This is a genomic window from Paenibacillus polymyxa M1, from assembly GCF_000237325.1.
In the GTDB taxonomy this organism is placed as follows: domain Bacteria; phylum Bacillota; class Bacilli; order Paenibacillales; family Paenibacillaceae; genus Paenibacillus; species Paenibacillus polymyxa_C.
Window position 1 is genome coordinate 4196303 of sequence record NC_017542.1, and the last position, 18708, is coordinate 4215010.

Below are 18708 nucleotides of genomic sequence, written 5' to 3' on the forward strand. Positions count from 1 at the left end.
ACACTTCTCCTTACTCGTCTGACACTCTCACCTTCAACAATCATCTTTATACTTAAAAGCAATGGCCGTATTTCCCGACCGGGGGTCAAAATAAGAAGAGATTTTCCCCCAGTTCAGTTCATATTCCATATAGGGGTAAGGCTTGGTTTGACGATAGCTTGGCTTCATGGACAAATGTTGTTCTAACAAACGATCATGCTCCCTTTGCCGCTTTCTCTCCCCTTCCTCAGACCAATTATCCCATGAGGTTGGAAATTCGTTGCCCTGGAGCGAAATCTCCACAACAATTAGGGTTGTATCCTTAAAGCATACAGACACAAAAAAATGCCGGTGCAGCAAAGGAACCTGATCAAAATGGTACCAAATGTACCCATTTCCTAGCTTTCTTACAGAATGAAAATATTTCGTGTACAAAGCAGTCTCTAACAACTGATCTTCCGTTAAAGAAGAATAAATCGCGTGCTCATTATCAACTTGAATGATTCCCGATTCCCAGTCATTATTGCTGCCACTCCTTAAGCTGGTATGACAATCTACTAGTTGCTCTCTAGCCTCATTTGTCCACATGTTGGAAAATGGCCTGCCAGGACCGATCCAGCACACGCGTATGTAATCGTCTAGCATAAACATTTCTAACGATGGCAAGAACGATCACACCCACGAATGCAACACTAAGTATTGTAATAGAGGGAACCCAGTAGTCGAACATGGCATTCACCAACACTTGCAGCAGATGTCGTTCCGGCTGCAAATATTCCACCGTCGCAACGATAACTGCTGCCAGCAATATAATCACAGATATGATCAAAAGCATTGCATTAATTACTTTGTATCTGGCAAGCCCTTGCTGAAAAATGCGAGTGCCGGCATATTGCTCCAGCAAGATGATCTGCTTGTGAAAATCATCCTCCACCTGCTCTACAGGCAGGTCGTGCTTCTGAATCAAGGCATGTGCTTTCTTCAGTTCGGATTGAATAAATAGACTGCTCTGGATGGCAGATCCTAACTGACCTAAAACATTCATCTCTTTTTTACCCCATTTCAATATTTAGTAAAAATCAAAGTACCCCCGCCAGATTCCTTCATTCTGATGCTTGGCAAAATAAAAGCTGCCCCCATCGACAATATTCAATCCAGCTTTGGCATCTGACGCAATCTGAAACATAAATTCATAGCCTTCGCCAAAGTCGATGCCTGGTTGAATAAAGCTGGGATAGCCACCGATTTTGTGAACCGCATGTATTTCCTCCACGATGTCCTCAAAATAGTCGGGTTCTTCCTCATCCATGTTGTTGAGGGCATCACCATATTCCTCAGGGATATCTTCCCCGTCCCAAACGGGATAGTCATTCTCTATGAGCTCGGGGAATAACGGGAATGCCTTGATATGCATGAATGCCTCCCCAAAATCTTTTTCGACCAAATCCTCTACCGACGTATACTCACGAATACACATATATCCTTCCATGTCCTCATGATCCAGAACATCGGGAGACAGGAAGACCGTCAACAGCTTGACATCACATATAGCTTGTGGAACAAAAGGCATAGCAGGCAAATACAATTGCATGATCGGAGCCATAACATTCCCCTGTACATCAACGGGTTGTTCTTCCGCCGGCAATGCCACTGTAACTCTGCCAATCCAGCTCTGTTCCAGGGAATCTAACGGTCTGCGGCCCCCTGTATGAAAAATAGTAGCTTTACGTTTTAGAATCGTTCTTAGCTTCTCGATAGAGTTGCTGGACAACGAAATCACCCCTTTCTAGGCTAGAGTAGAAACGCAACAGTATACTCGCCTGCTTTAAATCCAAACTCACTTAATCGGTCTTCCATCTCTTGAATTTGACAAAGATAATCTTCCGGTACAGCTGGCAAATCTTGTTCATTGACTAATGTTCCGCCGAGTCTGGCGCGTGCATATTCGGCACTTTTCCACATCGCCTCAAACACAGCTTGCGGCTGCACCGTTCTTACCACATCCATACTGAAAATCAAATCTGCAAACCGTTCCTCTGCAAGTGTACTCAGCCAAAAAAATCCAGGCTCTGTTCCCGTATGTACGCTAAATAGTTCATCATTGCCTCCCGGACCGTGATGGTGTGCATGGAAAATATCCATATCTCCCCACTTCATTCCAAGGCTCAGCATGACATCCCAAATGTCCGCTCCACGATAAGATTGACCTTGATCCGCTACCAGCCTAAGCATGACAAAGTGTTCCCTCTCACCCTCCTGATCTGTAAAGGCTTGTAGCTTTTCCGCTTTTGCACGTGCATGGGCAGCATCCTCCCGAGGAAGCACACGAATGGTCCCCTTCTCCTGAAATCGCGCCGGTAGTGTGTTCATAAAATCAGCAACCTTGGCTTCTTCCAAACAAATCTGCATCTCTACATTGTTGAATATATCCACACAAATACAGATTTTATCATAACGGCATTCGCCTTCTAGTCTACGCCCGACGCTAGTCCATATCTGCAAATCTTGGACATGCCCGTATACGATATATCCTTTGAGCAATTGCAAAATGTCTTCATCTGACAACGTAAAACCATTGAATTCCACATCAATCAGCCAGTAGATATTAGAATCAGGCTCCACTTCATGGACTCCTTTTATTGTCTTTCTAGACCCATGATCCAACTCTACGGCAAGGATGCTCGATACATCCTCACTTCCATATTCAGGTAAAATCAAAACCCCTCCTCCTTATTACCTATTTTTTACTTTATAGTTTCCTATAATTCTCAATCTATATTAAACTATAAACCACCAAGCACAAAATAGGTTAAAAGTGCTGGGTTGTTGAACATGACTCGTAGAAACTCAAAGCTTCGAAAGGGGAGAACTCATGATGCAAAAACTTTGGCAAAAAGGAAAGGCTCTGTCCCTGCCTATAGTGGTGTCTGCATCGCTGATTTCAGGAACGCTGTTGGTAAATAATATACCTACGGTGAATGCGGCTGCGACCAAGGAACTGCTTCAGTTATCCGGACAGACGACTTACTACGGAGAGGTTGAGAATGGACAGCCAAACGGACGTGGTACGATCAAATGGAGCGAATACAAGCAGTATTCGGGCGATTTTGTGAATGGCAAGCGATCAGGAACTGGAAAATATATGAATCAATACACAGATGCAGATGGACAACATCATAAAGTCGTATACAACGGAACATGGAGCAATGACACGATGAGCGGTAAGGGTACGCAGACTGAAAAAGTGACGCAATCGGATGGAACGATCCGTTCGAATCAGATCCAAGTAGGTACTTTTCAGGATAATGGATTACAGAACGGCTACCAAGTGATCCATGCTGTAGCCGATCCAGACTATAGCTTCACTTATAAAAATGGAAAAGAAGTGCTAAACATCTTGCACAGTAATCAGGATCTGGTCCAAAGATGGCAGCAAGGAGAGCTCTTCTCCGTAAATTATAAAAATGGCTCTGTTCAAAAGGAATACTCCATGTTCCCTGAAGAGGTCGCAACCAAAGAACGTCAAAGACAAGCGGCCATCAAGTATCTCAAAGGGATTACCGCCAAGGTCACCCCTCACTTGCAGCAGTTTGAAAAGCTGTCCAAGCAGGTCCCTCTCAAATAAGTTAGAGTATCGCACAGTATATAAATAGCCTCTACGCAAGAAGCCCTCTCTTTCTTATAGAAATTCCTACAAGAAAGAGAGGTTTTTTCCATTTTCTTCATAAATGACATATAAGAACTTCGGATCATAACGACTCCTACTATTCTCCCTTATGCCCATCAACGAACTCATACAAATGACTTATTTTTCGCTCAAACCCCCTCCTTTTTTTGCTAACTCCCGCTAGAATCACTAAAATATAAAGTAATTATTTTAATCATCCGAGGTGGACATCATGGCTAAAATTATGGTTCCTCCTGAGAAACTAGAGGCGGTTTCCAGGCAGTTCGCGCAGGCACGTGAGCTGGGGGCACAAATTTGCGGACAATTGTCACAGCATATTCAAATGCTAGAGAATAGCTGGGCAGGAACGACACAGCAGCGCTTTTATCAGGATTTTCACAAAGCACGTGGACAAATGGACGCTTTTACTCAAACCGTCGGTTCTGTCAGCACAGAGCTGCGTTCGATTGCAGTAAAATTCAAGGAAACAGATACCCAAGCAGACACAGGGATTAACCAAGGAGATCAGAGCGGACAGATTAAGAGCAGTGAAGGAGCAACTTCCGGGAAAAAAGGAAACGATCCCGCAGATATAGCCATTAACAGCTTGTCAGAGGCCAATAAATGGCGAGGGCAACTGGGCTTTGCTGGAACAGCGATCTATAGCGGTCTGGCTTCCACACTTGTGCTCACCAAAACAGTAGAATTCAAGAAAAGTCTGAAAAATCCCACTCGAGCGGTTATACATAATGCGGCATGGGTGAAAGGCAAAGGTAACAATGCTTTTATGCGTAATTTGGGCAAAAGCATAAACCGCCAGTTCGCTAAACCAGGTATTGTGATGAAGGGCTTGAAAGGTTTCGATCGTTTAGCTGGAAAGCTGCAAATGGGTAAGCTCGGCCTTGGGTTTAACAAAGCCAACAGCTTTCCTCAGTGGACGCGCAACGTCATCGCCGGGGTGGAAAAAGGACGCTACGGCATAGCAACACGCCAAATTCCCGGCATGATCGCCAAAAAGCTATATCCAATTAATGCCACCATGAATATTGTGGGCGAAGGCATCAGTCTGGCTGGAAAGTGGAAAAGCGGGAAGCTTACCGGAACGGATGTGGCTGTATCTGCTTCTAACGTAGCGATTAAAACCGCCGCAACTTATGGCGGAGCTGTCGTTTTGGGGTCCATAGGCGGTGCTATCGGCGGTCCGGTTGGTGCAGCCGTCGGTGCATACGTCGGCGGTACAGTGGGGAGCTGGGCAGGTGGAAAAGTCGCCAAATTCGCCGAAAAAGGGATACGCTGGGCCAGCAAACTATTTAAATAAACATACACTTAACAGATGGAGAAGGAGCCTGACTATGGACAAACAAACGGTAATTTTAACGCTTGAGGAACTAGGCTTTGCCTTGACCGCGCTGGGTGCAGAGGATATGGCTTCGGGTCTGCTCCAATCCTATTACGGGGAACTAACCGAAGATCGCTGGGAACTGCTTTTTCATGCTGCAACACATAGCCTGGTATCCAAAGGCTTGTTGGAACAGCAGGATGACGGGCAACAGCAGGATGACGGGCAACAGCAGCTTGAATTTGATGCGTTCATTGTTGAAATGCTAGCTCATCTGGTACAAAGCCGCCAAATGCTGCGTGGATACAAGGAGCAGCAGGACAAGCAAAATACATTAACGATACACCATGGAAACGAACGTTTTCTGTATCACTTTTCCAGCCACAATGAACTCCATTTCTTTCGCTGGTCTTCTCCAGAAGACTGGCATCACGATATTGATCAATTGTTCGGCCTGTCGGCTCCCAGCTTCAATGGTCACAGCCGATACGTCGATCTGACAGAAGAACAGTGGAATGAGTTGACCTCATCCAACTTCACGATGCAGCAAATGGCAACGTGGAAACTTCAAGAGTTGGATCAAAAAATGATACAAGACTGGCGAGAGGATTTTAATCGTAATCACTACAGCCTGGATAATTTGAGCCAGATGGTATACACGGACACGGATGAAGAGGGTCCTTCCGTTACGAATCTGCTATTTGTTCTTAAAGGAACGAATGATGTGTGGGTTGTAAGAAATACAGAGCTGGATATGCAGGCCACCCCATGCCTGCGAATTGAAAGTGTGACCGAATCAGACTGGAGAGAACGGATCACTCATTTCATTCAGGCGTTTGTACCCGACGAGGCGGTATTCCGTGGATAAAATTGTATATCGCAGATCTTTGGCATTTTGGAAAACCCTGGGCAGCTTGATGTTTGTGGTGATTTGTCTGTTTTTGTTGTTGCTCATTTTTATCGACGAAGATATCTCTGCTCTGCAAATCTTCTTCTTTATTACGTCCGCCATTATTGGAATTCCTTTTTTCGGTAGTTATTTGGTGGTCTGTTTGAGCAGAACGCTTCGTAAGGAAGCCTTCCTGTTCATCTTTGACGAACACAGTATTTCCGATGGTATTCGAACTGTGCCGTGGTCTGCAATCACTAAAGTCGAATTCGAGGGGGCCTCCATCCGTAAATGGCTGCGCCCTCGCTTCCCCGCCTTTATTTTTTATCTGAATGACCGCAGCACCTGGGAAGTCAGCACCGATTATGTGTTGAATGATATGGAATTGAATCAAGCCGGGAAACAACTTCGAACTCTCATTAACCAGTATGGCAAGCCAAAGAAAAAACGTTCCTGAACATTGCATGGACGCAGCACAATAACTTCCTTGCCTTGAAGATGACCCGTATAAAAAATCCCGTTCGCAATCTGGGTCATCTTTATCCCTTCGATTTGCGCTCTCAAACCTGCTATTTCTTCTTCCATGGCTCCGATATGGCTATACTCAAAGTTCGTTTCTCGATCCCTCCATGAATTTCTTTTATTCCAGCTTAAGCTTGAAAAACACCCGTTGCTGCGATGCGCTGTACCGCCTCCAGCAGTCTTTCTTCACTATTCACCAGGCTGACCCTCACATGAGAAGCTCCTGCACGACCAAAGCCTTCTCCAGGGGCAACCGCAACATGCGCCTCATCCAATAAAAAGTTTGCAAAGGAAGCCGATGTATACCCCTCCGGCACCTTGAACCAGGCAAAAAAGGACCCTTGGGGAGCAGCTACATCCCAGCCAATATTTCGTAACGCTGCAATGAGAACATCACGTCGCCGCTCATATAACGCCGCGAGTTCCCGTACTGGCTCCTGGGTGCCCAGCAATGCGACAGCTCCTGCATCCTGTACCGCACCAAAAACAGTGCTGTAGGCATGCGTATGATAATGCTTGAGTGCACCAATGACGGACGCATTTCCAACCGCAAAGCCGAAGCGCCATCCAGCCATGTTATACGTTTTGGAAGCTGTATACGTCTCGACACCATACTCCTTGCCGCCAGGGATTTGCAATAGACTAATCGGCTTATGTCCGCCAAAGCCAAGAGCACCGTAAGCAAAATCATTCATAACCGGAAACTGGTACCGAGCAGCATAATCGAGTGTCTTCGTCAGAAAATCTACAGTAGCTACGGCTCCTGTCGGATTGTTCGGATAATTAATCATGAGCAGTTTGACCTGCTCTGCGATTTCTTCCGGAACGGTTGTATAATCAGGCAAGAATCCATGCTTCTCTTTCAGTGGAATCGTATGAATATGGGCTCTTGCCAGCGCAGTAGCGGAATAATATTGGGGATATGCCGGATCGGTGGTCAATAACCAATCACCAGGATTCAGCAACGCCTGTGGAATCCCCATTACACCTATGGCAGAGCCGTTGAATACGGCAACTTCCCGTTCAGGGTCCAGCTCCACCTGATACTCCCGTTTATAGAACGCAGCGACTGCCTCCAGCGTGCTTTTTTTTCCATGAAAAGGCGGGTAGCCCTGATTAATCGGTTGATCGACCGCATCCTTCAAAGCGCTGATGATATGCGGCGGTGTGGGCTGATCCGGGTTGCCGGCTGCCAAATTAATTACATCTATTCCTTTGCTTTTATACAGATTCACTTTGTCATCGATTGCGCTGAAATAGTTGTCAGGCAGAGCCTTGACGAGATCAGAGGATGAAAAAATCACGTTTATCTCCACCTTCTATCCATAAGATATAGACTGAGAATGTCAGCCCGCCAGGATCATACCCATTTATTTAAAATAGCTTGGCAGCTTGTAGCCTTCATACGCAGGATTCGATTTGATGTACTGTTGGAATTCATCTGAATGATATCCCTCAATAATGTCTTTGACAAATGGCTTGTCCTTATTCTTGCTGTCCACAGCCACCACGTTCGTGAACGGGTCTGTCATATTTTCAAGCTTTAATGCCGAGGTCAACTTCATTCCATTCGATACAGCAAAGTTCCCTTGTATAGCCGCAAAATCAACATCCTCCAGTACACGTGGCCCCTGTGCCGGGTCGGTAGCAACAAATTGCAGATGATGCGGATTAGAGGTGATGTCATTCACCGAGGTTTGCAATGGATCGATATTGTCCTTTAACGTAATCCAACCTACTTCCTTCAAAATGTTCAGCGCGCGCAGCATATTAACTGGCTCGTTGGGCAGGTTGATTTGGGCGCCAGCGCTGATTTCGTCAAGGCTGGTGTGCTTGCTGGAGTACAATCCCATTGGAGGAGTCGGGACCTGCACAGCACCAACCAGATCAATATTCTCCCGCTTATTCATAGAATCCAGATAGAGCGAATGCTGGAACACATTGGCATCAATATCACCATTAGCCACGGCTACATTGGGCTGAACCCCGTCTGTAAACTCTTTATATGTAATCTTATACCCCTTCTTCTCCAAATATGGAGCCACACCATTCTTAAACTGATCGCTATATGGGCCGGGATTAAAGCTGATATGCAGTGTTTTCTTTTCTTCACCAGCAGCGCCGCCCGACGTATTCTTGCTGCCACAGCCTGAAATAAAAAGCACGACTACTCCCAGTAGCAATATAAATGAAATCCATTGTTTCTTCATTTTGATGTCTCCCCCTGCTCCTTGATATGATCTACTTTTAGTGAGTTAAAATGTTTACATCTTTTTAAAACATAGTAATTTGATATGTTTTGTAGATATTACAATGATTTTTTATTCACTGTCAACAATATTTAATTACGCATCTTCCGCATAACTCAAAAGGATCACATCAGGCGCTCCGCTTGAAGGCAAAACACTTCACAAGTTTGTAATATAATTCTGTTTCAATTATACCCCCATGGGGTATAATTGAGTGTGTAAATACAATCCTAAAGGAGCTATTTAAATATGAAAAAACAATGGGCTTTGCTTGCTGGTGCAGTCATGATTATTTTGAGTGGGTGCGGGAACAGTAACACGCCAGATCAGGAGCATACGACAAACAGCAGTCAACAGCACGACACATCAGATATGAACCATTCCACTTCCAGTGAGCTTCCTGCCGGACTAAAAGAAGCTGAACATCCAGCCTTCAAAATTGGCAGTCAAGCGACCATGCAAGCCGATCATATGGCAGGCATGAACGGCGCTACGGCCACGATTGTGGGTGCTTATACGACTACTGCTTATACAGTCTCCTATACTCCAACGACTGGAGGAGAAAAAGTGACTAATCATAAGTGGGTTATTCATGAAGAGATTAAGGATGCAGGCAGCGAGCCCTATGAACCGGGAACGGAAGTTATCCTGGCGGCAGATCATATGAAGGGGATGGATGGGGCTAAGGCTACCATAGATTCCGCCGAGCCAACGACCGTATATATGGTAGATTATACGCCGACTACAGGAGGAGAGCCTGTCAAAAATCATAAATGGGTGACGGAGAGTGAGCTTTCAGCCAATTAGAACTCTTTTATCACAGGTTGCTTGTGATCGCCAGAGGGAGCACGGCAACGGCTCCCTTTGTATAGCTTGATTAGGGTTTGGACGTGTTCATATGTATCTCCTTGTGTCAGTTGTTTAACGCGGCATACGCAGAATGGCTGCCTTCAGTGCTTTGGTCCCTTCTTCGCTTTTTAAATAATCCGACGGTGTTTCGTGACCAAGTGCGGGAACCTTTCGATCCATCCAAGTCAGCAAATATTCGCCCATGTCAGGCAGCAGCACGATCTGAATCTCCTTTGGAATTTCACTCTTGGCCACCTTTGCTCTTACCGCTGGATCTACCTGATCATATTGCTCCTGATAGATTTGAACCATGTTGGCCCAGCTTTCCGGCTTAAACTCTTTCAAATATATCTCTCTCATCCATGAGCCCTCCTTTTGATCCCAGACAACGCTTCTCATGCTGAAGCAACCATTCTTTTCTCCATAGGCCCCCTGCATAGCCAGTTAGTTTCTGATTCGATCCGATAATTCGGTGACATGGAATCACAATGCTCAGCTTATTTTTGCCATTCGCACTGCCAACAGCTCGGATTGCTTTTTCATTTCCAATAGCAAGAGCAATATCTTTATAAGCTGTCGTTCTACCGTAACCTACGGTCACCAGCGCATTCCATACTTTTTGCTGGAAGTCTGTACCTTCAAAAGCATAAGGAAACGAAAATTTAAAGCGCTCACCTTTAAAATACTCGTCAAGCTGGCTGGCGCATTCCTCTAATACTTGGACTGGAGCCTCTTCTGTAAGCCTCGTTAAGGGCTCATTCCGATTAGAGAACATAATAGAATAGACAGCCTCTTTGGTGCCCTGTATCTCTATCTCTCCAATCGGCGATACATAATTCAATACGGATAGCTTGCTCATCAATGGATAACCACCTTCCATTCCTAATCTTTATGTAACTTCCTATAATCACTAGGAGAACATTGGTTCAAGCTGCGAAACGACTTATAGAAATTTGAGGGACTTTGGAAGCCTGTCTCATAGCAAATTTCAAGATTCGTAAGATCTGTATTTTTAAGAAGATAGGACGCCTTATCTACTCTTATTTTTTCCAAATACGTACGCGGGGTTTCGGAGGTTTCCTGTTTAAAAATCCGATCCAAATAAAAAGGGCTTATTCCAACATGGTCTGCAATATCCTGCAATACTAATTTTTCTTTATAATGATTGATTAAAAAAGCAACCACATTCTGGACAAGCCTGATGTACGGCGAATGATCTATATGAGGCTGGCATCTTTTGCAAGCGCGAAAACCCGCTTTTTCCACGGTGTCCACATCAAAGTAAAACTCGACATTGATTTTTTTCGGTTTTCGGGATCGACAGGAAGGTCGGCAATATATACGGGTTGTTTTCACAGCGGTAAAAAACACCCCGTCATATTTACGATCACATGCTATAATTTTGTCCCACATTTCTTCAAAAGAAAGACTAAGGTTAGCCATGATCGAAGATTCCGTCCCTTCTATAGTTCATACTCATCTAGTTCAGGATTTGCAAAATCATCATATAAATGTGACGTATCTCGAAGGTTGATCAACTGTTCCGCATTCTTTTGCAAAGCAACTATTATCTTATCAGAAAACGCATTTCCAAAGCTAAACCTTTTGACTCCTAACTGCTGAAGCTGGCGGACATTCGTCAGACCTGGCAAGGATAAAACATTAAGCGGAGCATGTATATGATATACAACTTTTCTGATCTCTTCATCATTCTTTAACCCTGGCACAAAAATGCCGTTCGCACCACTTTCCACATACGCTTTGGCCCTTTCTATGGTCTCCGAAAGTGGAGCTTCTATCTGCAAAAATGTATCCGTTCTTGCGTTTATAAAAAAATCTTTAAACCCATGAACATCCAAGGCAGCTCTTATTTTGGACAGCAGGTTACTGTGCGCCCTCACTTCTCGAAGCCCCTTTTGCTGTTTTAATGAATCCTCAATATTAATCCCTGCCACTCCGACATCGGCTGTCCTTAATACATGCTCAACAATCGTTGCTACATCCTTCCCATATCCTGCCTCAATATCTGCCGACACTGGAATCTGAACATGCTCTGCAATCGTCCGAATGATGCTTACATGCTGTTCAAAATCAATAAGCTCTCCATCTGAAAACCCAAGCGTATTGGCAATTCCCCAACTTGTCGTACCTATCGCCTTAAAGCCTGCTTTTTCCAGAGCCAGGGCAGATAGCAAATCCCAGGCGTTTCCTAGAAATAAAATTTCCTCTGATGTATGCAAATCGTTAAATTCTTGTATTTTGTTCAATTTATAACCTCCTGTTAGGTGATGTATCTCATTCTATCAAGAGGCTGTATTGGTTTTCGTCCTCATTCTTGCTTTTATGGTCTGTGTTAATCTAATTACTTGAATTCAAACGAGCTGTTAAAGTGTTCCTTCTGTTTTTCATACACTCTACGAATCTAATTTTGAATTAAAAAACAGAAGATTTAGGCCAATGTATCCAGTTACAATTCACAAAAATGGAATAAAAATGGTTATTCGAGCACTGTTCAATCATATGTTTCTTATCTATAATCTTGCTAAATTAATTCGAGTTAGATGCTAATCTACGTAAGCTTTAAAAGTGTATTTGGTGTTGCTACTTACTACTGACACAGCATCACTTTTTTTATATGTAACATTTCTTTTAGCCTTTCACAATTACATTATTAGAGGAGGAGTTATATGTTTAAAATCAGCAGTAAACTCATTTCCCATAAAACGAAGTTTTTTATGATATTGCTAAGCTTTTCTGTAATCGCTTCATTCTCTAGCTTGTACGGCCCCTTACCCGCCAAGGCTCTTGCTGAAGAAAACGGAACTCCAGTACAAGAAACAAATGAATCAAATATACAGCAAATCCCCCTCACCAGCGAGGAGACTACTAGCCAAACAGCGGTTACAGCTATTGATCATGATGCTAATTTCTCACCTTCAACACTTCAGTTTCTGAAGGATAATACAGGACTCGACGGTGAGCAATGGGATAATATTATGAAGCTAGTGAACAAGCCAGAGCAGGATTCTTTGAAATGGACTGAATTCTATGGCTATGCCGAAGATATTGGCGATGATCGTGGATATACCATTGGTATTTTTGGAGCAACAACAGGCGGTTCCAATGATACGGGACCAGACGGTCCGGCCTTATTCAAAGCTTTTGATGCTGCTAGTGGAGCTAGCAATCCTTCCATTGCAGGTGGATTAGCCCGTGCTGGACTGAAGGGGAAAATGAGTGGCTCGATTTTAAAACTCAGCGATAGCGATAGTGTAATCAAAAAGAAGATCAAAGCTCTCCAAAATAATGAAGCTTGGAGAGAAGCCATGTGGCGTACGTTCTATGACACCTATATCGAATATAGTGTGCAGCAAGCCCGGAAGCGCGGATTTAATACTGCTCTGACGATTGGATCATTTGTCGACACTGCACTCAATCAAGGTGCTACGGGTGATGACGGTAGTCTTGAAGGAGTCCTCTCACGATCTGGCAATAGCACGAATGAAAAGACATTCATGACTAACTTCTATGCTAAGCGTACATTGGTTGTCGATACCAACGATTATAACCAACCTCCTAATGGTAAGAATCGGGTGAAACAATGGAGTTCTCTTTTAGCTTCTGGCGAAACAGATCTTAAGAACGCAGATGTAGCCATAATCAAAGTAACTAATTGGGAAATGAAGTAAATAACCATATACGTAATAAGGAGAGCATATCGTATGCTCTCCTTATTTTATTTTCATGAAAATAACATTCCATTCATTCTTCCATACAGTTCTTCTCATCGTTCTATTATGTAGGCATTGTGTACAAATAGAAAAACTGCTCCAGAAGCCCGAAAGTTGCAAGCTCCTGAAGTAGTCTTGTAAAATGTTTATTGTGTCGAATGGAGTCCGTTAGATGACCCGATAGCCAGCTGGCAGTCTGCCAGTACTGCGGATATTACGGATTTGCTGCAATGTCAAACGTTGATTGGTAGAGATAATAGATTCCACATCATTCCCGCGAATCAGATCATCCAGGTCGGCGATGCTGCGATTTCCCCTATACACACGGAAGTTACCTCTAAACCGCGTGCCAGTAAAGAGTACAAGTGTAGCATTGCTGCTGGTAGAAAAGAAACGCAGACTTTCGATGCCGTCGAGAATGTTATCGGTATTACGAATGCCTAGGTTTCCTCTGAATACTCTCCTGGAACCCCGAAAATTTTCTTCGTTGTAAACTGTAAGACGTGGATACGTTTGAGATACATATGCTTTGTTGTCCATATTGTAATTCCTCCTTTCAACTTTATCTTATGCTTCACCATCCGATTGGCGCGGGCCTCGCAGCATCCATCTAAAAATGGTTATGTGATTGAATAGAGCAGACGCAGACTTGAAAAAGGAACATACGTTCTGTATAATCTAGCTTAGCAATTTGGAAAATCCTGAACTAACGGAGATGTAGACATGGACGATAAATTTATTGAGGAACTACGTGAAATTAGCAGGAACGACAAGCGAAGATCCGAATTTCTCATTAAGGGTATGAAAGAAACGCTTCAGGAAAGAAAAGAAAAAAACTTTATCGAAAGATGGATTTGGGGACAAAAGAATAAGAAGCTTATAGCGCGGAAGTTTAAGTCCTAGTAGATATAACAACAGTACTTCGTAGCAGTTTAATTTTCATAGCATATACAAGTACATTAGATCAAATCTCATTTTTAGGGAGGCAAATCCATGATTGAGCAGCTAGTCCCATACGACGATCTATTAAATCACAATCCATTTTTAGCTGATGAGGTTCGATATAATTTGCTTCATCGAATATGTGAGTCAGAAGAATCAACATGCCTTAAAACGTCTGATGGAAATATGATTTTCGCTCAATCACCCGGACATAAGGCTTGGCTATGGATTTCACAGCAAATCATCGGCAACCATCAGTTGACCTATATCGAACAACTATTACGTTATTTAAAAGGAAACAACCTACCAGGTGTCTGTGGTGATGTCGAAACCGTCGAGAAGTTCGCAAATGCTTACGCCGAGCGGCACACTGCTCAGGTACATACACACATGGTCATGGAATCTTATTTCTGTCCTGAATACAAAAAACCTTTAGGCGTTGGGGGAATTCTGCGACAAGCCATTTCAAAGGACGTACAGTTAGTTGCCCAGTTTCTAGCTGGCTTTGCAGAGGAGGCTTTAGACCATTCAGTTGATCCAGCAGGTCAGATTTCAGCTGCGGAGGCAGCAAAATTACTGATATTGCGTTTGGATAAACCCTCCTGCTGTAAGAGAGCATATGATTGCTCATTCAAAATAAACAAGCCCAGCGATGCCATCTATCGCTGGGCTCATCCTTCAATTATCTATAATTCTTTATTCTATCACACCCAATTCCGTGTGAACCGAAGATCTTCGTGAAAGTAAATATACAGCTACCATGGCGATGGCGACACCAGCTGCTCCAAACCAAGTGATAGAAGCCAGCGAAACCTGGCTAACAGCCACACCACCAATACCAGCTCCGGCTGCCATAGCAAGCTGCATCATAGACTGATTGAGACTCAGCATCACACCGGAAGATTCCGGTACGAGAGTGACCAAGTTATATTGTTGAGTAGGTCCGGTTGTCCAGGCTGCGAACGACCACAGCATCAGTAAGACAAATAATACACCTAGAGAATGAGCGGCGACAGGAAGTAAAAGCAAGGAAAAGACATGCAACACCATGCCCCCGAATAATGTAAAGGAAATACCCTTTTTATCTGCGCTGTATCCACCGATTTTCGACCCGATCAGGCTGGCAATCCCGAAGGCAAGTAATACTGAGCTTAGCATATTATGCCCTACACCTGATACATTCAGCAAGTACGGTGAAATGTAAGTATACGCGAGGGAATATCCCCCTCCCCAAAAGAAGGTAATCGCCAATCCCAAAGCAACTTCTGGCTTCTTCAGAAGAGCAAACTGCTGTAGTAAGGGAATCGGTTGATCTCCTTTTAAGCGAGGGATTGTCATAGCGATAACGATCAAAGCAATAATCCCTGTCAAAGCGATGCCGAGAAATACGGTTTTCCAGCCATATGCAGAAGATATCATTCTTCCAAGCGGCACCCCGATAATCAGCGAGGCTGTAAAACCCATAGTGACCGTAGCAATAGAACTAGCCTGCATGCCAGCTGGGGCAATTTTCGCAGCAATGCTCAATGCTGTAACCACGACCATTCCTGCCCCGAGGGCCATAAGAATACGTGCAGCGATAAACATTCCAAAACCCGGCAAAACAAAGGAGAGGACATTGGCTACGGCAAATAATCCGAGGGAACTCAAGAGCAGCTTGCGTCTGTCCCATTTAGCGGTTACTGCCATCAGAATCGGGGTGCCAATCGCGTAAGCAAGAGAAAAGACTGTAATTAGCTGGCCCGCTGCGGACACCGTAATCCCCATGGTTGTCGCAATCTGATCCAAAATGCCTGAGATAATGTATTCGGATGTGCCTACCAAAAAACTAACAATTGCCAAAATATACACTTTCCACGTGCTCTGCATTTTGTAAATAACGCCTCTTTCCTTTTTTTATTTTTATATTTTTATATTTTTACAAATATCGAAATAAAGACTAAAAAAAATTATGTGATCAGAAACGGGGCATATTTCTGTGCTGCTTCCACATCCAAACTGTAATAAATAAACGTCCCCTCTTTACGGTATGTGAGCAGCCCCGACTCTGCCATTTGCTTCAGATGGTGCGATAGCGTTGAAATAGCTACACTGTTCAGCTTCTCGCCCAGCACAGAGCAGCATTGGTCACTTTCCTCTTTTAACAGAAGTGCTATCTTGAGACGAGTCGGTTCTCCAAGTGCTTTATATATTTTTACAGCTTGCTGCATCTCTGTTGTATCTTTCACCCTGTTCGTCTCCCTTCAGTTCCAGCCTTAATTTCGATGTTTGTCGAAATTAAATTAACACAAACTTTGGTAAAAGTAAACCCGTTATGGTAAAGTCACATCTTTTTTGAACTCTATAGTGTGAATAATGGTCTTTCTCATCTTATAATAAAATAATCCCCCATCCATAAAGATAGAGGACCAAACAATCTAAATGCAAAGATGAACTACGGATTTCATTTCATGGTGTTAATTCGGACTTGCCGTGGGTCTGACAATGATTTCATTCACATCTACATCTGTAGGCTGCTCCATGGCATACACAATGGAACGAGCAATGGCATCCGGCGAAATTGGAATACGGCGGTATTCTTTCATTCCCTGCCGGGCCTCTTCATCAGAAATACTGTCGGCAAGCTCGGATTCAGTTACTCCCGGTGATACCAGTGTTACACGAATATTTCCTCCAACCTCCATACGCAATCCTTCGGAAATGGCCCGAACTGCATACTTCGTTGCGCAGTATACTGCTGCAGTCGGAGTTACACTATACGCGCCAATAGAGGCAATATTGATAAACTGACCAAATCCTTGCTTTTTCATAATGGGAAGCCCTGCCGCGATCCCATGCAGAACGCCTCGTATATTAACATCAATCATGCGGTCCCATTCTTCTACCTTCAGGGCTTCCAATTTTGAAAGAGGCATCACTCCCGCATTGTTCACAATGACATCCACACGTCCAAATCGTTTTTCAGTATACTTAATGAACGCTTCCATCTGCTCCCTTTGGGTCACATCCAGTTGCAGATAATCAGCGTATCCCCCTTTTGAACGAATTTCAGAGGTAAGAACCTCCAATCGTTCTGTGCGTCTGGCCCCTAATACCACATGAGCCCCATGTTGAGCAAGTAAACGAGCAGTAGCTTCACCGATCCCACTGCTTGCCCCTGTAATAGCTGCGACTTTCCCTTTAATATTTAACATGCTTGCTCCTCCTTTAGTTTAAAATGTTACTGAAAAACGATAAGTTACCCACATCCCTATATAGGATACTGAGAAGCGTGTACACTTTTTTCCGCTTTGTTGCTCTCCATGACTATTTCACTCCTTTGCACTTTTATTTTTTCTTAATTGCTCATTAGGTGTTGTATCTGCATCTAATTATGAGAGGAATGTCCATCGGGCTGGTAGAAGAATCAGAGCAAATTATTGCCTAATCCTCCAAATACACTTAATATGAATTCAAATCGATATCGAAAAAAAAGCGCATCTTAAAGTGAATTGTCCACTGAAGAGTGAAGATTAGCTACGTTGTGAAAAAGGGAGGGTCCTAGTGAAAGCAACCGAAATTGAGAGTTCTACTACGGAAAAGCAAGCCGAATTGCCCAGTCTCATAGAACAATTTACAAGTCACGACGGAGTTCACGCTACAGATATCCCTTCACTTTACTTCGTCCGAAGTTCGAATACCACCGTTCCGATTTATCAGGTTCATGAACCCGCCTTATGCATTGTGGCTCAGGGGAGAAAAGTTGTGATACTCGCAGAGGAAAGTTACTATTACGGCACATCCGACTACCTTGTGGTTTCGGTGGATTTACCCATTTCCGGGCAGGTCATACAAGCATCAACTGATGCTCCTTATTTGTGTCTTCGACTCAATTTTGATCCACATCAGGTTTTGGATCTGATCAACGAACCTGCTTGCTCCGCAAACTCAAGCACGGGTTCCAGACGAGGCTTGTATGTAAGTCAAACCAACCTCCCGCTGCTGGATGCCGTGGTAAGGCTTGTGCGTCTTTTGGAAAATCCGCAGGACGTTGCGGTACTGGCACCGTTAGTCATTCGTGAGATACTGTATAGGATTTTACAGGGGAATCAGGGGGAATCCTTAAAACAACTGGTCATGACTGGCAGCCATTCAAGCCGGATCGCAGAAGTCATAAAGCGAATTAAACAAGATTATGATAAGCCGTTGCGAATTGAGGAATTGTCCCAACTGGCTAGTATGAGTCCTTCGTCGCTACATCGTCATTTTAAAGAGGTTACGGCTATGAGCCCCATGCAATATCAAAAACAATTACGTCTGCAAGAAGCCCGTCGCCTGTTGTTATCTGAATCAGCAGATGCGGCAGATGTCGGTTTTCAGGTAGGCTACGAGAGTCCCTCTCAATTCAGTCGTGAATACGCTCGTTTGTTCGGCCTGCCTCCAATTCGTGATATCAAGCGCTTGCGTGTAGATCAGGATCACCTCCAATCATAATCGCAGGATGTAAAAACAGCACAAAAAAGCTGCCTCGGGTAGAGAAGCAGCTTTTCATTTTATATACT

At 44.0% G+C, this 18708-nt stretch carries 23 protein-coding genes; 9 read left to right on the forward strand and 14 right to left on the reverse strand.

Translation table 11 applies throughout. From position 1 onward, the window contains the following. Positions 1-33: 33 nt before the first annotated feature. The 4 genes from PPM_RS18900 to PPM_RS18915 are packed head-to-tail and all read right to left on the reverse strand — an operon-like array spanning position 34 to position 2697. A complete protein-coding gene (locus PPM_RS18900) occupies positions 34-567 on the reverse strand; it encodes a hypothetical protein (protein WP_013372395.1) in 534 nt (177 codons plus the stop codon). Further along, positions 554-1024, reverse strand: coding sequence for a DUF6097 family protein (locus tag PPM_RS18905; protein WP_013372396.1), 471 nt, complete (start codon positions 1022-1024; stop codon positions 554-556). The genes PPM_RS18900 and PPM_RS18905 overlap by 14 nt, the downstream gene beginning before the upstream one ends. A gap of 24 nt (positions 1025-1048) precedes the next feature. Then, positions 1049-1750 carry a DUF1963 domain-containing protein gene (locus PPM_RS18910; RefSeq protein WP_013372397.1) on the reverse strand — a complete coding sequence of 234 codons (702 nt, stop codon included), beginning with the start codon at positions 1748-1750 and terminating at the stop codon, positions 1049-1051. A gap of 20 nt (positions 1751-1770) precedes the next feature. Further along, entirely contained in the window at positions 1771-2697 is a 927-nt protein-coding gene (locus PPM_RS18915) for a cell division protein ZipA C-terminal FtsZ-binding domain-containing protein (protein ID WP_013372398.1), read from the reverse strand. A 157-nt stretch (positions 2698-2854) separates the two neighbouring features. Here PPM_RS18915 and PPM_RS18920 point away from each other — a divergent pair, with 157 nt between their 5' ends. From PPM_RS18920 to PPM_RS18935, 4 genes are all read left to right on the forward strand, one after another. Then, on the forward strand, positions 2855-3604 hold the full coding sequence (locus PPM_RS18920; protein ID WP_025679277.1) for a hypothetical protein: 750 nt from the start codon (positions 2855-2857) through the stop codon (positions 3602-3604). Between the two features lie 274 nt (positions 3605-3878). After that, positions 3879-4964 carry a WXG100 family type VII secretion target gene (locus tag PPM_RS18925; RefSeq protein WP_013372400.1) on the forward strand — a complete coding sequence of 362 codons (1086 nt, stop codon included), beginning with the start codon at positions 3879-3881 and terminating at the stop codon, positions 4962-4964. A 34-nt stretch (positions 4965-4998) separates the two neighbouring features. Continuing rightward, entirely contained in the window at positions 4999-5853 is an 855-nt protein-coding gene (locus tag PPM_RS18930; RefSeq protein WP_013372401.1) for a hypothetical protein, read from the forward strand. Beyond that, a complete protein-coding gene (locus PPM_RS18935) occupies positions 5846-6331 on the forward strand; it encodes a DUF5381 family protein (RefSeq protein ID WP_013372402.1) in 486 nt (161 codons plus the stop codon). The genes PPM_RS18930 and PPM_RS18935 overlap by 8 nt, the downstream gene beginning before the upstream one ends. A 193-nt stretch (positions 6332-6524) precedes the next feature. Here the strand turns inward: PPM_RS18935 and PPM_RS18940 are convergent, their stop codons facing one another. After that, on the reverse strand, positions 6525-7700 hold the full coding sequence (locus PPM_RS18940) for an aminotransferase class I/II-fold pyridoxal phosphate-dependent enzyme (protein WP_013372403.1): 1176 nt from the start codon (positions 7698-7700) through the stop codon (positions 6525-6527). Positions 7701-7766: 66 nt separating this feature from the next. Then, on the reverse strand, positions 7767-8606 hold the full coding sequence (locus PPM_RS18945; RefSeq protein WP_013372404.1) for a MetQ/NlpA family ABC transporter substrate-binding protein: 840 nt from the start codon (positions 8604-8606) through the stop codon (positions 7767-7769). Positions 8607-8894: 288 nt separating this feature from the next. Between PPM_RS18945 and PPM_RS18950 the strand changes: the two genes are divergently transcribed. Further along, on the forward strand, positions 8895-9452 hold the full coding sequence (locus tag PPM_RS18950) for a YdhK family protein (protein ID WP_013372405.1): 558 nt from the start codon (positions 8895-8897) through the stop codon (positions 9450-9452). Between the two features lie 114 nt (positions 9453-9566). Here PPM_RS18950 and PPM_RS18955 read toward each other — a convergent pair whose 3' ends face one another. Genes PPM_RS18955 through PPM_RS18970 form a run of 4 tightly spaced genes read right to left on the reverse strand, consistent with a single transcriptional unit; the run spans position 9567 to position 11761 of the window. Beyond that, entirely contained in the window at positions 9567-9854 is a 288-nt protein-coding gene (locus PPM_RS18955; RefSeq protein WP_013372406.1) for an antitoxin Xre/MbcA/ParS toxin-binding domain-containing protein, read from the reverse strand. Then, a complete protein-coding gene (locus PPM_RS18960; RefSeq protein WP_013372407.1) occupies positions 9826-10353 on the reverse strand; it encodes a methylated-DNA--[protein]-cysteine S-methyltransferase in 528 nt (175 codons plus the stop codon). Before PPM_RS18960 ends, PPM_RS18955 begins: the two co-directional genes overlap by 29 nt. Before the next feature lie 23 nt (positions 10354-10376). After that, positions 10377-10937, reverse strand: a complete 561-nt coding sequence (locus tag PPM_RS18965) for a bifunctional transcriptional activator/DNA repair enzyme AdaA (RefSeq protein WP_013372408.1) — start codon at positions 10935-10937, stop codon at positions 10377-10379. 20 nt (positions 10938-10957) lie between these two features. Further along, positions 10958-11761 carry an isocitrate lyase/PEP mutase family protein gene (locus PPM_RS18970; RefSeq protein WP_013372409.1) on the reverse strand — a complete coding sequence of 268 codons (804 nt, stop codon included), beginning with the start codon at positions 11759-11761 and terminating at the stop codon, positions 10958-10960. 420 nt (positions 11762-12181) lie between these two features. On the opposite strand from PPM_RS18970, the gene PPM_RS18975 reads away from it, so the two are divergent. Next, positions 12182-13183, forward strand: a complete 1002-nt coding sequence (locus PPM_RS18975) for a chitosanase (RefSeq protein WP_013372410.1) — start codon at positions 12182-12184, stop codon at positions 13181-13183. Between the two features lie 210 nt (positions 13184-13393). Here PPM_RS18975 and PPM_RS18980 read toward each other — a convergent pair whose 3' ends face one another. Continuing rightward, a complete protein-coding gene (locus PPM_RS18980; RefSeq protein WP_013372411.1) occupies positions 13394-13765 on the reverse strand; it encodes a hypothetical protein in 372 nt (123 codons plus the stop codon). 183 nt (positions 13766-13948) lie between these two features. Here PPM_RS18980 and PPM_RS18985 point away from each other — a divergent pair, with 183 nt between their 5' ends. Together PPM_RS18985 and PPM_RS18990 are read left to right on the forward strand one after the other, a co-directional pair. Continuing rightward, positions 13949-14128, forward strand: coding sequence for a hypothetical protein (locus tag PPM_RS18985; protein ID WP_013372412.1), 180 nt, complete (start codon positions 13949-13951; stop codon positions 14126-14128). A gap of 90 nt (positions 14129-14218) precedes the next feature. After that, entirely contained in the window at positions 14219-14908 is a 690-nt protein-coding gene (locus tag PPM_RS18990; RefSeq protein ID WP_013372413.1) for a hypothetical protein, read from the forward strand. Here the strand turns inward: PPM_RS18990 and PPM_RS18995 are convergent. The 3 genes from PPM_RS18995 to PPM_RS19005 form a co-directional block, all read right to left on the reverse strand. Next, the gene (locus PPM_RS18995; protein ID WP_013372414.1) at positions 14864-16036 is read right to left on the reverse strand and encodes an MFS transporter; all 1173 of its coding nucleotides are present in this window, start codon (positions 16034-16036) and stop codon (positions 14864-14866) included. The genes PPM_RS18990 and PPM_RS18995 overlap by 45 nt on opposite strands. A gap of 80 nt (positions 16037-16116) precedes the next feature. After that, complete coding sequence (locus PPM_RS19000) at positions 16117-16395, reverse strand: ArsR/SmtB family transcription factor (protein ID WP_013311367.1); 279 nt, start codon at positions 16393-16395, stop codon at positions 16117-16119. Between the two features lie 228 nt (positions 16396-16623). Next, a complete protein-coding gene (locus PPM_RS19005; RefSeq protein WP_013372415.1) occupies positions 16624-17361 on the reverse strand; it encodes an SDR family oxidoreductase in 738 nt (245 codons plus the stop codon). Positions 17362-17710: 349 nt separating this feature from the next. Between PPM_RS19005 and PPM_RS19010 the strand changes: the two genes are divergently transcribed. Next, positions 17711-18640 carry an AraC family transcriptional regulator gene (locus tag PPM_RS19010; protein ID WP_013372416.1) on the forward strand — a complete coding sequence of 310 codons (930 nt, stop codon included), beginning with the start codon at positions 17711-17713 and terminating at the stop codon, positions 18638-18640. The last annotated feature ends 68 nt before the right edge of the window (positions 18641-18708 follow it).

Bases quoted from the DNA above. Each gene is read 5' to 3' on its own strand.
- PPM_RS18980 (WP_013372411.1), bottom strand. From the start codon at position 13,765: ATGGACAACAAAGCATATGTATCTCAAACGTATCCACGTCTTACAGTT.
- PPM_RS18965 (WP_013372408.1), bottom strand. From the start codon at position 10,937: ATGGCTAACCTTAGTCTTTCTTTTGAAGAAATGTGGGACAAAATTATA.
- PPM_RS18985 (WP_013372412.1), top strand. From the start codon at position 13,949: ATGGACGATAAATTTATTGAGGAACTACGTGAAATTAGCAGGAACGAC.
- PPM_RS18930 (WP_013372401.1), top strand. From the start codon at position 4,999: ATGGACAAACAAACGGTAATTTTAACGCTTGAGGAACTAGGCTTTGCC.
- PPM_RS18950 (WP_013372405.1), top strand. From the start codon at position 8,895: ATGAAAAAACAATGGGCTTTGCTTGCTGGTGCAGTCATGATTATTTTG.
- PPM_RS18960 (WP_013372407.1), bottom strand. From the start codon at position 10,353: ATGAGCAAGCTATCCGTATTGAATTATGTATCGCCGATTGGAGAGATA.
- PPM_RS18945 (WP_013372404.1), bottom strand. From the start codon at position 8,606: ATGAAGAAACAATGGATTTCATTTATATTGCTACTGGGAGTAGTCGTG.
- PPM_RS18995 (WP_013372414.1), bottom strand. From the start codon at position 16,036: ATGCAGAGCACGTGGAAAGTGTATATTTTGGCAATTGTTAGTTTTTTG.
- PPM_RS18955 (WP_013372406.1), bottom strand. From the start codon at position 9,854: ATGAGAGAGATATATTTGAAAGAGTTTAAGCCGGAAAGCTGGGCCAAC.
- PPM_RS19005 (WP_013372415.1), bottom strand. From the start codon at position 17,361: ATGTTAAATATTAAAGGGAAAGTCGCAGCTATTACAGGGGCAAGCAGT.
- PPM_RS18990 (WP_013372413.1), top strand. From the start codon at position 14,219: ATGATTGAGCAGCTAGTCCCATACGACGATCTATTAAATCACAATCCA.
- PPM_RS18925 (WP_013372400.1), top strand. From the start codon at position 3,879: ATGGCTAAAATTATGGTTCCTCCTGAGAAACTAGAGGCGGTTTCCAGG.
- PPM_RS18920 (WP_025679277.1), top strand. From the start codon at position 2,855: ATGCAAAAACTTTGGCAAAAAGGAAAGGCTCTGTCCCTGCCTATAGTG.
- PPM_RS18975 (WP_013372410.1), top strand. From the start codon at position 12,182: ATGTTTAAAATCAGCAGTAAACTCATTTCCCATAAAACGAAGTTTTTT.
- PPM_RS18905 (WP_013372396.1), bottom strand. From the start codon at position 1,024: ATGAATGTTTTAGGTCAGTTAGGATCTGCCATCCAGAGCAGTCTATTT.
- PPM_RS18900 (WP_013372395.1), bottom strand. From the start codon at position 567: ATGTGGACAAATGAGGCTAGAGAGCAACTAGTAGATTGTCATACCAGC.